Origin of the sequence: Streptomyces sp. GC420, from assembly GCF_009916105.1 — a bacterium.
Lineage (GTDB): Bacteria > Actinomycetota > Actinomycetes > Streptomycetales > Streptomycetaceae > Streptomyces.
Genome location: NZ_JAAAXQ010000271.1, coordinates 1 through 11,664 on the forward strand (window position 1 = coordinate 1; position 11,664 = coordinate 11,664).

9 protein-coding genes and 4 pseudogenes are annotated in these 11,664 nt (G+C 70.9%); 11 read left to right on the plus strand and 2 right to left on the minus strand.

Going from position 1 to position 11,664, the window contains the following annotated elements:
- The first annotated feature begins 180 nt into the window (after positions 1-180).
- The 3 genes and pseudogenes from GUY61_RS27045 to GUY61_RS40535 form a co-directional block, all read left to right on the plus strand.
- Positions 181-1,437 carry a cytochrome P450 gene (locus GUY61_RS27045; RefSeq protein ID WP_166632867.1) on the plus strand — a complete coding sequence of 419 codons (1,257 nt, stop codon included), beginning with the start codon at positions 181-183 and terminating at the stop codon, positions 1,435-1,437.
- 164 nt (positions 1,438-1,601) lie between these two features.
- Complete coding sequence (locus GUY61_RS27050; RefSeq protein WP_166632868.1) at positions 1,602-2,537, plus strand: L-tyrosine/L-tryptophan isonitrile synthase family protein; 936 nt, start codon at positions 1,602-1,604, stop codon at positions 2,535-2,537.
- 495 nt (positions 2,538-3,032) lie between these two features.
- Positions 3,033-3,218: pseudogene (locus GUY61_RS40535) on the plus strand (transcriptional regulator); the annotation flags it as partial.
- Positions 3,219-3,274: 56 nt separating this feature from the next.
- On the opposite strand, the pseudogene GUY61_RS27065 reads toward GUY61_RS40535, so the two are convergent.
- A pseudogene (locus tag GUY61_RS27065) lies at positions 3,275-3,478 on the minus strand (Cmx/CmrA family chloramphenicol efflux MFS transporter); the annotation flags it as partial.
- A gap of 343 nt (positions 3,479-3,821) precedes the next feature.
- Here GUY61_RS27065 and GUY61_RS27070 point away from each other — a divergent pair.
- The 6 genes and pseudogenes from GUY61_RS27070 to GUY61_RS27095 all read left to right on the plus strand — a co-directional run bounded on the left by GUY61_RS27070 (position 3,822) and on the right by GUY61_RS27095 (position 8,012).
- A complete protein-coding gene (locus GUY61_RS27070; protein ID WP_166632869.1) occupies positions 3,822-4,289 on the plus strand; it encodes a hypothetical protein in 468 nt (155 codons plus the stop codon).
- 53 nt (positions 4,290-4,342) lie between these two features.
- Complete coding sequence (locus tag GUY61_RS27075) at positions 4,343-5,782, plus strand: hypothetical protein (RefSeq protein WP_166632870.1); 1,440 nt, start codon at positions 4,343-4,345, stop codon at positions 5,780-5,782.
- A 19-nt stretch (positions 5,783-5,801) separates the two neighbouring features.
- Positions 5,802-6,413: a hypothetical protein gene (locus GUY61_RS27080; RefSeq protein ID WP_166632871.1), complete on the plus strand. Its 612-nt coding sequence runs from the start codon at positions 5,802-5,804 to the stop codon at positions 6,411-6,413.
- Positions 6,414-6,434: 21 nt separating this feature from the next.
- The gene (locus GUY61_RS27085) at positions 6,435-7,292 is read left to right on the plus strand and encodes a histidine kinase (RefSeq protein ID WP_166632872.1); all 858 of its coding nucleotides are present in this window, start codon (positions 6,435-6,437) and stop codon (positions 7,290-7,292) included.
- A gap of 50 nt (positions 7,293-7,342) precedes the next feature.
- Positions 7,343-7,702, plus strand: a pseudogene (locus GUY61_RS27090) (phosphotransferase family protein); the annotation flags it as partial.
- Positions 7,703-7,844: 142 nt separating this feature from the next.
- Positions 7,845-8,012 (plus strand): hypothetical protein, encoded by a 168-nt coding sequence (locus GUY61_RS27095; protein ID WP_166632873.1) that lies wholly within the window; start codon positions 7,845-7,847, stop codon positions 8,010-8,012.
- A 24-nt stretch (positions 8,013-8,036) separates the two neighbouring features.
- On the opposite strand, the pseudogene GUY61_RS27100 reads toward GUY61_RS27095, so the two are convergent.
- Positions 8,037-8,546: pseudogene (locus GUY61_RS27100) on the minus strand (hypothetical protein); the annotation flags it as partial.
- 208 nt (positions 8,547-8,754) lie between these two features.
- On the opposite strand from GUY61_RS27100, the gene GUY61_RS27105 reads away from it, so the two are divergent.
- Positions 8,755-10,278, plus strand: a complete 1,524-nt coding sequence (locus GUY61_RS27105; protein ID WP_166632874.1) for a TIGR02677 family protein — start codon at positions 8,755-8,757, stop codon at positions 10,276-10,278.
- Positions 10,275-11,664: TIGR02678 family protein (locus GUY61_RS27110; protein WP_166632875.1), on the plus strand; the 1,390-nt coding region annotated here is incomplete at its 3' end. The genes GUY61_RS27105 and GUY61_RS27110, both read left to right, overlap by 4 nt.

The window sequence follows — 11,664 nt, forward strand, 5'->3', positions numbered from 1 at the left end:
ACCGTCTCCCATGCCCCCGCCGAGCACCGCCCTTGCACACCCTGCCTCGACACCGCGTCCGGCGAACTGCAGTGGGGCCACCGCCTTCGCCTCCGCCTCGGACGTGTCGTCGACTTCGCCCTGCTTGACCACCACTTGACCACCACCAGCCCGAACTCGCCCTGCAGAGGAGTTCCGTTCATGACCATCCAGGAACCCGGGACGGCCGCCGAGGCCCAGCCCGAGCCCGTGCCGCTGATGGGCTGCCCCTACAAGGCCGACCCCTACCCGCTCTACCAGCGGATGCGTGAGGCCGGCCCGGTCCACCGGGTGCTGTTCCCCAGCGGCGTACGGGCATGGCTCGTCACCGGCTACGACGCCGCCCACTCGGCGCTGGGCGACGACCGCCTCGGCAAGAACCACGACCGCGGCAACGACCGCTGGCGGGCCCGCGCCTCGATCATGCCGGAGCCGCAGCACTCCCAGCTCCAGGTCCACCTCCTGCACCAGGACCCGCCCAAGCACACCCGCATGCGGCGCTTCGTGACGGACGCCTTCACACCCCGCCGCATCGAGCGACTGCGGCCCCGATTCCGGGAACTCGCCGACGCCCTCGTCGACGCCCTCCCGGAGACCGGTCCCACGGACCTCGTCGCCGGCTTCGCCGCACACTTCCCCTTCCAGGTCCTCGCCGAGGTCATCGGCCTCCCGGCCGAACTGGCCGCCCGCTTCGACCGCGACTGGGGCAAGGTCGTCCAGCCGGTCGGTCCCACCGACCCGGGACGGCCGCTGTACGAGGCCCGCCTGCGCGGACTCCAGGGCTACATAGCCGAGGTCGTCGCCCACAAGCGGGAACACTGGGACGACGACCTGCTCAGCCGCCTCGTCACGGCCCGCGACCGCCGCGAACTGTCCCAGGAGGAGCTGGACTCGATGATCTTCCAGCTCCTGGTCGCGGGCCAGGAGCCGGTGACGAACCAGATCACCACCGCCCTGATCGCCCTCTTCCGCCACCCGGCCGAACTCGCCCGCCTGCGCGACAACGCGGACCTGATGCCCCGCGCGGTCGACGAACTCCTGCGCTACGACAGCGCCTTCGAGCTGACGACCTGGCGCTTCTTCGACCGGGAAAGCGACCTGCACGGTACTGAGGTCCCGGCGGGCGACTCGGTGATCGTCTCGCTGTGCGCCGCCAACCGCGACCCGCGCCGCTTCCCCGACCCCGACACCCTCGACCTCGACCGCTCGCCCAACCCGCACCTGGCCTTCGGCCACGGCCTCCACTTCTGCCCCGGCGCCGCCCTCGCCCGGGCCGAACTCCAGACCGCCCTGGGGGCCCTGCTCACCCGCCTGCCCGGCCTGCACCTCGCCATCGGGGACGAGGACATCGAGTGGATCCCGGCCGTCCTCGGGCGGGGAGCGAACCGCCTGCCCGTCGGCTACGACCGGCGCCTCTGACCCCTCGCCCACGGCCGGCCCGATCCCGCGATCCGGACGGGTCCCGGCTGATCACCCGTACTCACCCGTACTCACCCGTCGGCACCCGGCGCGCCCCGCCGAGGCGCCATACGGCCATGCCCGCAAACCCGCGTCCCGTACGCCGTCACGGAGGAACCCGTCCCATGCCGCTGAAGACCGCACCGGACACCCGCTCCACGAGCACCACCGGCACCGCCATCCTGAACCTGCTCCTGCCCCACCACCGCACCACTGGTGCCGCGCCCGCCCGCGCGGAGGCGTTCCCGCACCAACTGCGGCAGATCGAGGACTTCGTACGAGCGGGCGACCCCGTCGTCCTCACCCTCCCGGGCTTCCCCTGCAAGTCCCCCAACCCCGCCAAGGTCCTCGGCCACCTCCCGGACCAGGGCGAACGCCTCTCCCTCACCTTCCTGGACTCGCTCTGCCGCGACATCGAGAGGATCCACGAGCCGGGCGCCCGGGTGACCATCTGCTCCGACGGCCATGTCTTCGGCGACCTGATCCGCGTCCCGGACGACCACATAGACGCCTACTCGGACGAACTCAGACGCCTGATGAAGGACGAGGACCTGAACCGCCTCTCCGTCTTCGACCTGCGCGACGTCCTCGGCGACCTCCCCCACGACGCCAAACGCGCACACGTGCACGAGAGGTACGCACCCACCCTGGAGGCGCTGCGCGCGGAGGTCCGCTCGGAGGAGCACACACTCGCCCTGTACCGGGGCATCACCCGCTTCCTCGTCGAGGACACCGCCGACTTCACCGGCAGCCGCTCCGCCCTCCAACGCGAGTGCCGCACAAGGGCGTACGGCGTCATCCAGCGCAGCCGCGCCTGGGGCGCCCTGATCGCCGAGCACCACCCGCGCTCGGTGAGGCTGTCCATCCACCCCCAGCCCGTCGGCGCCCCCAAGTTCGGCATCCGCCTCCTCGACGCCGCCGACGCCTGGACGACCCCCTGGCACTCGGCCGCCCTGCGCCGCGCAGACGGCACCTGGACCCTCATGCCCCGCGCCCGCGCGGAACAACAGGGCCGCCTGATCCGCCACGACGGCAGACCGAGCCACTTCCAGCAGGACTGAGCAGTCCCGAAGGCAGCGCAGCGCCTATGATCCCGTCGGCCCGGGACGACGAAGCCCGCCCGCTCGCTCCAACGGCCATGGTGCCGACGCGAGACGCGCTGAACGTGAACGCGGGCCCAGCGCTCGTGCGTCCGCGATCCACAGCGTGACGTGTCTCAACAGCCTTGCACGAAGGAGCTTCACATGCTGCTCCGGCTCGTCGAGGGCGTGGGCGACGGCGCGTGCTCTTCTTCCGCCCAGGAGTCCGAGCGGCGCAGCAGGCACGGCCGCCCGTGTCCGACGTGCCGGCACCGCAGCGATCACCTGCGTCTCTCGTCAACGTCCCTGCGCGCCGACGGCATCGAGTTCCGTCCAGACGGTCTTGCCGCCCGGTGGGTACGGTTCCGTGCCCCAGCGGTCGGCCAGGGTGGAGACGAGAAGCAGGGCGCGGCCGGTCTCGCTGTCGGACGGCGTCGCGCAATCGGCGACCTTCGTGGGGAGCCGGTCACCGCGGGCATCGGTGACCGCGATGCGCAGGACGCCGGCGGCAGGGTGGCCGGGTGTGAGGGTGAGGCGCGGACCTTCGGCGCCGTCGTCCAGGCCCTGCGGGAGCACGCGGGGCTCAGCCGCGCCGAGTGCGGGCAGCTGGTCCGCTTCCCCAAGCACACCGTGGAGTCGGTGGAGCTGGGGCGGTTCAGCCCAGGGCGATGACTGCGTGGAAGTAGCCGTCACTGAGCAGGCCATCCACGTACGGGACTCCAAGGACGTGACATGGCCCCTTTCGCCGTCGGCCGAGATGGCTGGGTGCACATTCCGACTGCGAAGGCCGAGGTGAGCATGCCTGCTGTCCCGACCGGGACGTCAAGGTCCGAGGCGATGTCCGGCAGGAGACCGGCGAGCATGAATTCCGAGGTGCCCATGGCGAGGACCGCCATGGCAAGCAGGTACAGCGGAAGAGGCATCGAGTGACTCCGAGGCGAGGAGAAGCGCGAGGAAGGGCGTCTCGTCACCGCGGTCAGCACCCAAGGGCGCACTCGTCCGACCGCACGACACGGCGGAGCGGCAGGGCTACGAACTCGGGAGTACAGCAGACGTCATTGTCTGGCGGGCTCGGACCGGGTATGGAAAAGGCTCAATGGCTCAGGAACCGCCCTTTGGGAATTCCTCGACGTTCTCTATCCGATCCTGGCAAATCAGCAATTTTGGCAGCCGCGGTCGAGTCGACCCGGCGGAATCCGAAGCCGAGTTGCCGCGTGATCGATTGTGGTGCGCTACGGTGTCGGACATATGACGTGACGCAAAGCCGTGATCACCAGCATCGGGGGTTGGCCCGCCATGGGCGTCGATGAGGACTGGGCCGAGCTGCGAGCCGAAGCGGCCGAACAGCGCTGCACGGCCATGCGGTTGAACCGGCTCCCCGAGGACGGCCCGGGCCCGGGCGGCACGTCGAGGCTCGTGTCGACGCCGAGCGAGAAGAGCGCCGCCGCCAACACCATTGAGAACGAGCTGCTGGCCAGTACCAGGAAGGCGGCCGAACATGCGGACGCGGCCAACGGCAGTGCCATCGGTGCGTTCAGCGGATGGGCGACCGCAACCGCACTGAAAATGGTGCAAACGGCCTGGGACGGGCAGGTGAAGACGCTCATGGGCCGCCTGAGCAAGGAGCGTGACGGTCTCAGGAACGCCGCCACCACCCTGACGGGAGTCGACACCGGCCGCCGCGACCACATCAACGGCATCAAGACGCCGTCGGTGTTCAACGGCTACGAGTGAGCCACCGCAGGCCGGCCACCGCACGACTCCGTAGCGCCCCAGGGGAAATGAGCATGCTCACATATCACGAAGTCATGACGACGGACTTCGGAAAGCTCTCCACCGCTGCCGACAAATGGAAGTCGATGGCAGAGGAATTCGCGAAGGTCGAGAAGCGCTACCGGGACAGCGTCCAGAAAATCACGCTCGGAGACGTCTGGCAGGGCGAGAGCGCGAACGCGGCCTCCATGAACTTCGCCGCGACCCGGTACGAGTACCAGGCCGCACAGACCCAGGCAGAAGCGACGGCGACACTTCTGCGTAACGCGCACGCCCAGTTCGTCGAACTGAAGAAGCAGCTGGAGACCGCACGCGCCGACGCCGTCGAGGCGGGCATGAAGGTTTCCGAGCAGGGCAATGTCGCCTTCGACTACGAGAGGGCCACCGAGGGCGAGCGCAAGGCCCTCCGCGACGACCCGGCGTACGCCAAGAGCGTCCGGGAGAGCGAGCAGTCCTGGGCCGACTACATCAAGTCCTGCGTAAAGGCCGTCGACGACGCCGACATGGACTTGCAGAAGGACCTCGAAGCCGTTGTCAAGGACAGCGGCGGCGGCAAGAACGACGACACGGCGGGCGGCTTCAACGGTAACGCCGACAAGGTCGCGAAGGCGGACGACCAGCAGAAGCAGGAGCGCATGGAGCTCGCCTCACTGGCGATGCGGGACGGCGAGACCCTGGACGACTATCTGCAGCGCCTCCAGAAGGATGGCGTGGAGAAGGCGACCGGCAGCAAGAGGCTCGCGGAACTCTTCGCCGCCGTCCAGAAGGGCACGATCACCGCCTCCGCTTTCGCCGCCGCGGTCGGCGGGAGCCTGGGCGGCTCCTGGAAACTGTTCAAGTACCTGAAGCAGGGCAAGGACGTCACCGCGCCCGGCACGTTCCTCTCCACCTTCGTCAACAACCGGATGGCCGGGGCCGCGCCCGGGAGCCTGTTGAGCAAGCTTCCTCCCGGTATGGTCAACGCCATCACCGGGTCCGACGAAGCGGCCATGTTCGGCGGGTACATACGGAACGGCGCCTTCTTCATGCCGTCGGCGGCGGAGGCCGACCTCGCCAAGGTCGCGCAGAACGGCGGCCTCGCGAACGCCGCCAAGGCCGCCGGATGGATCCGGGGCGCGGGTGTCGTCGGCGGTGTCGCGGCGACCGCCTACGGCGTGGCGAACCTGGCCACGTACGACGCGGACATGATCAAGGCCAACCCCTCGAAGTTCGCCACCGACCTCAGCGGAACGGCGTTCAGCGCGTCGATGACCGCGCTGACCGTGGCGCCCAACCCGGTCACGGCCGGCCTGGCGATCGGCACGGGCGTGGTGTACGCAGGTTGCCTGATCTGGGACAACCACGAGGCCATCGGCGACGGAATCGAGAAGGCCGGGGACTGGATGGGCGACAAGGCGTCGGACATCGCCGGCGGGGCGAAGAAGCTGGGCAGCGCCCTCAACCCGTTCGACTAGCGAGGGACGACAGGACGACATGCACACGACCATCAGCCCGTTCACGCTCGCGTACTGGAAGGAGAAACAGCCCGCCGGGCGAACGAAGTTCGGCTGGGAGGGCACTTCTCCGGAGCTCGGCGACATCCGGGTGGTGTACCCGGCGGGTCCGGACGCGCCGAACGCAATCGTCACGGATGTGCGCGGTGCTCTGATCCCCACGGCCACGTTCGAGACGCGTGGCGTGCACACGGACGTCGTGTCGATGCCGACCCTCAACCGCGCGACGCTCCGGGTGGGCGACGGGCTCGTGCGGATGAGCCGGAACCGGTGGGCGCTTACGCACCGGGGGCGCTCCCTGCACATGACGTATCTGGGCGACGCGTACAGGCTCACGGCGATCAACCGCAGGGCGTACAAGCTGTCCCGGCAGCCCGACGCCGAAGACCCCGGTGTCGTCATCACGGTGCGGCTGTCGGGTCTCGGAAGCGGCAGGAAAGCAACCGTGCAGGCGGCGGGCCGGGTCCTGCCCGCCGACGTCTCCCTCGCGGCTCTCTTCTCCGGAGTCGACCGGTCCGTGCTCACGCGGCGCGGCGCCGTACGGGCGGGCTTCTCAAGGATCTTCAACTTCTGGGCCGAGTCCCAGTCCTGAGCGACGAACAAGTGAGCGTGTATGCCTTCGTTCGACATTTCCCGGTGCCGCTTCCGGCTGGCCGACGAGCATGTGATCGTGCTGTCCGAGCTGGCGGCAGGGGACGAGGTGCCCGACGAGTTCGCGGTGGCCCGGAAGGAGCTGCTGGACCGCGGTCTGATCGATGAGGACGGGAAGCTGTCCCCTCTGCTGCTGCCGCTCATGAAGACGGTCCTCAACCCGGGGGTGGTCATCTCGCTGGAGGCCGCCGGCCGGCAGGGCAAGCTGCACCACGGCATGCTCATCGGCGAGGCACACGTCGTCGCGCACGAGGCGTGGCCGGGGGTGACCGAGGCCGAGTACTCCTGCGTCGAGCCGAAGATGCTGGTCTGGAAGCTCGCCGACATGGTGAACCTCCAGCAGTCCTCGGCCGGCGGGGACACGGCTCTCTCCGTCGTCGAGACGACCGTCAGCACTGTCGAGGCGGGTCTCGCGGTCCTGGAGGGCGAGGGCTTCGTCAGGTCCGCCGACGACGAGCGCGAGGCGATCCGCCGGGCCCTCGCGGCGGACGGCAGCCTCGGCGAGCCGGCGCTGACGCTCGTCGCCGACCTGATCTCCGAGCTCCGGTCGAGCTGGCGCCTGACCTCGGCCTGGCAGGCCCACCACGAGGGCCAGGACGGTGTGGAGACGCGCGGCTTCGCCGTCTGGGACTGCGGCCCTCTCGGCTACTGGCTGCGGGAGCTGCCCACCGAGCCCGTGCCCGCGGAGCGGATCACCCCGACGAGCACCTTCAGGCTCGTCCGCGTGGACGCCAAGACGATCTGGACGCGGATCACCGGCCTCCTGCCCGACGAGGGTGAGCTCGGCCACGCCGAGTCACGCCGGCCGCGCCAGGGCTAGCCTCGCGCTTCCATGAAGCGGGCTGCCCGGCCAGTGATCAAGAAAGCAGAGACGCGAACATCGGGAACGTACTCCGGCACCGCGACGGGCATGCCGTGCTGATCGATCTCGACGGCCTCGCGCTGGCCCCGCGCCGGCCCCGCGCGAGTGGGACCTGATCCTGACCGCGATCTACTACGACCGGTACGGCTGGCACACCAAGGCGGAGTACGCCGAGTTCGTCCACCGGTACGGCTTCGACCTGATGAACTGGCCGGGGTACGAGACCCTTGCCGACCTGCGCGAGCTGATGATGGTGGTGTGGGTCGGCCACCAGGTCACCACGAGCGAGCGCTCCGCAGCAGGAGTTCGCCCGGCGGGTGAGCGCCCTGCGGAGCGGTGGAAGACGGAAGGACTGGCAGCCGTTCTGACGGCCGTTGCTTCGACTGCCTGCACTCGTTGACGAAGACAACCGGTTCGGAGCAACGAGTGCCGCTGCAGGCCGTCCGCGGCCGGCGGAACCCGTACCGGCGCGGCAACGACAGGTCCGGGGCGACAGGAGGGACACGACCCATGAGCAATGTGCACGTACGCATCGGGGCGCACCGGTACGCGTATCACACGGACCCTGGCTGTTCCGCGCTGAACGGCAAGCCGGAGACCTTCCAGGGGATCGAGGAGCTCCCCAGGGACGAGGCGGAGAGGCAGGACCTCAAGGCGTGCCGGCAGTGCAGGAAGTAACGGCGGTTCTGCCGACCGCCGGCACTACTGGGGACTGTCTTCACTCGTGATCAAACCGGGGCCCAGAACCCCGGTTTCCTGCTCGTGGAAGTCGCGGACGGCGGCTGTAGGACCGATTCGCGTCAGCCGCTGCCGGAACTCGGCGAGGTAGCTGACGCAGCGGGCCGACTTGAGCTGTTCGCCGAGGTCGAGGGCATCGAGGGCCACCCGGCATGCCTCCTCGACGTCCCCGGCCCGTAGGTGGGCGTCGGCGAGAACCATGGTCGCGAAGAAGTCGCTGCGGACGTGGCTGCCGCTCATGGCGTTCTCGGCGTGGGCGACGGCCTGGCGGGCGCTGTTGACGTCACGGAAGCAGTGGGCGGCCTCGGCGGCGAGTTCGGCCTCGTCGAAGTAGGTGATCCACTCCGGCTCGTCGTCGTTGCTGCGGCTCTCCGGCGCCTTCGTGGCCGAACTGAGCGCGGCTTCGCATGCGCGGACGTCCCCGGTGCGTGCGAGCGCGCGGGCCTCCATAGCGTGGAACTGGGCGCGTAGCGTCGTTCAAGAACATGGGCAGTTGGTATGGACGCTGTGGCCACGACCTGTCCGCTGTGAGGGCGGAAGGCGCGCCAGGTGCTGTGGAGGGCGGCGCACGGTAGCACAGCGAGCGCGGCGCGAGGAGCGCGTTGAAGGTGGCGGGGGCCCGTGCGGCAGACTGGGTGTCGCTCATGCCGCCCCCCGACCGAACGAGAGAGTCATCGCACCCGTGACCGACGAGTCCGCGGCCCCGGAATCCGCCGACGAGGACGCCTTCGGCATCGACGCGTTCACCCTGGACGACCGGCTGCGGCTGTTCCACTTCGCCGCCGCCGACAAGCGCCACGAATATCTCTGGCTGTTGCGTGCCTTCGAGCGGGGACGGGCCAACTACCAGGTGCTGCTGCACGCCTCGGACGCGGCGGCGCTCCTGAAGCGGCTCGCCGCCGACCATCCCGGCGCGGCGGCCGTCGGGGACGTGCAGCCGCTGCTCGACGCGCTCGCCGAGTGGCGGGTCCTCGACCGGTCGTACGACGGGACGCGCGCCGCGAACCTCGCCGAGTACCGCAACCGGCACTACGTCTACCAGTTCACCCAGGCGGGCTACCGGGCCTACCGGGCGGTGGAAGACGTACTCGGCGCGCGGCTGGAGGATGCCCAGCTCTCCCGGCTCGTCTTCCCCGACCTCCTCGCCGACCTTCACGCGCTGGCCGACGCCAACACCGCCGGCGACGCCGAGGAGGTGTACCGCAAGCTCGGACGCCTGGACTCCGTGCTGAGCGAGATGGCGCAGCGCGCCGCCCGGTTCTACCTGATGCTCGGCGACCTGGCGCGGACCAACGACACCCGGCCCGAGGTGTTCCTCGCCCACAAGGACGCCCTGCTCACGCACATGCGGGAGTTCACCGCCGAGCTCGGCCGCTACGCCCCGCTGCTCGCCGAGGCCGTCGGGAAGGCCGCCGCCACCGGCGTCGACCGGATGGTCGAGCACGCCGCCGAGGCCGACGAGCGGCTCTTCCGCAGCCCCGCCGAACGCCTCGAGGACTGGCGGCAGCGGTGGCAGGGAATCGTCCACTGGTTCGCGGAGCGCGAGCACGGCGAGGCCGAGCGGCTCCAGGACGCCACCGTCACCGCCATCCGCTCCGTCCTCGCCCTGCTGCGCCGGGTCACCGAGGCCCGCCGCGGCGGGGTGAGCCGGGAGAGCCAGCTGCGGCACCTCGCCCAGTGGTTCGCGTCGTGCGAGAGCGACGAGGACGCGCATGCCCTCTTCCAGGCCGCCTTCGGGCTCGGCGCGCCCCGCCACATCGCCGTCCCGTACGCCGACCCCGAGCTGATCCCGGGACGTACGTCCTGGTGGGAGGCCGAACCGGTCGAGCTGGCGCGCACCCTGGTCCAGTCCGGCCGCAGCCCCGGCCTGCACGCCCCCGGCCGCATCGAACGCAACGAGGCCCAGCGGGAACGGCTGCGCGCCGAGCAGTTGAAGCAGCAGGCCGAGCGCCGCACGGCCGCCGCCTCGCTCGCCGCGGAAGGAGCGCACGGCAGGGTGCTGGACGAGGCCGAGACGCGGGTCCTGCTGGCGCTGATGGACGTGGCGCTCGCCGCTCGCGTCCCGGTCGGCCGCGGCGTCCGCGCCGCTTCCGGCTCCGCCCACGGCGTACGCCTCACCCTCGCCCCCGCCGAGGGCTCCACCACCGTGCGCACCGTCCGCGGCAACCTGCACCTGGACGGGCTGCGACTGGAGGTCACGGCATGAGCGCAGTACGAAGCACCCCCGCTGCCGCCCCGGCCCCCACCCCGGCCGGCGGCGGGCGACGGGTGGGGGAGCGTGTCGCCGAGCACGTCTCACCGCTCGAACTCGCCGACTACCAGAAGGCCGTACGGCTGGTCCTGCGGCATCCGCTGATCACACCCTCGTACCCGGACCGGGCGGCCCTGCCGACCGTGCGCCGCTGGGCCGCGCAGCTGCGCACCGACCTCATGGAGGTCCTCGGCCACCGGCTCGTCACCACGGTCGACACCGCCCGGCTGCTGCGCGCGCAGGACCACCTGGACGCGACGCGGCCCGCCCTCACCCGCGCCGGCCGCCCCTTCGACCGGCGCCGCTACGCCTACCTCGTCCTCGCCCTCGCCGCCCTCGGCCGCCACGGTGCGCAGGTCGCTCTCGGTGAACTCGCCGACGCGGTCGCCGCCGACGCCGCGCGCATCGACGGCCTCGGCCTGGACACCGCCCGCAAGACCGACCGGGACGCCTTCGTCGACGCCGTCACCTGGCTCACCGAGCGCGGCGCCCTCGCCCTCACCGATGGCTCCGCCACCGCCTGGGCCGGCGACCCCGAGCGTGCGGAGGCCCTGTACGACATCGACCGCGAGATCCTCACCGCCGTGCACCAGCCCACCCGGGTCCTGCAGCACCTCACCTCGGTGACCGGGCTCCTCGACTCCGGCAGCGCGCTGGGCCTGTCCACGGGCCGCCACGCGCAGCGCCGCGACCAGGCCCGCCGCGCCCGCCGCCTCGTCCTGGAGAACCCGGTCGCGTACTACGCCGACGCCGACCCCGAGCTGCTCGGCCAGCTGCGCGCCCCCTCGCTCGCCGAGGACCTCCAGCGCCTGACCGGCCTCGCCGTGGAGCGCCGTGCCGAGGGCGTCGCGCTCGTCGACACCTCCGGCAGACTGTCCGACATCCGCTTCCCCGGCGGCGGCACGGTCGCCCAGGCCGCGCTGCTCCTCGGCGCCCGCATCAGCGAGGCCGCCCGGCGCTCGGGGCGCCACGCCCCCGACCTGCTGCCGGTCCCGACGGCCGCCGAACGCCTGGCCGCCCGTGTGCGCCGCGTCGACGCGGCCCTCCCGGCGCGCGGCCTGCTCGCGGAGCTCGTCGCACCCGTGGAGCTCGTCGCACCCGTGGAGGGGACACCGTACGAGGCTGCCGAGGAGGAGGAGAACGGACCGGAGGAGGCTCGCTACCCCTTCGTCACCGACTCCTGGCTGCGCGGCAGGCTCAAGGAGATCACCGGCGAGACTGACATGCGGTCGAGGCGCAGGTCCGCCGTGACAGCCATGGGCAAGCGCCTCGGCGAGAGCTTGCTGTGGATGGGATTCGCGTGGACCGGTGTGTGTCCGCCCCACGCGTGGACGGACGACG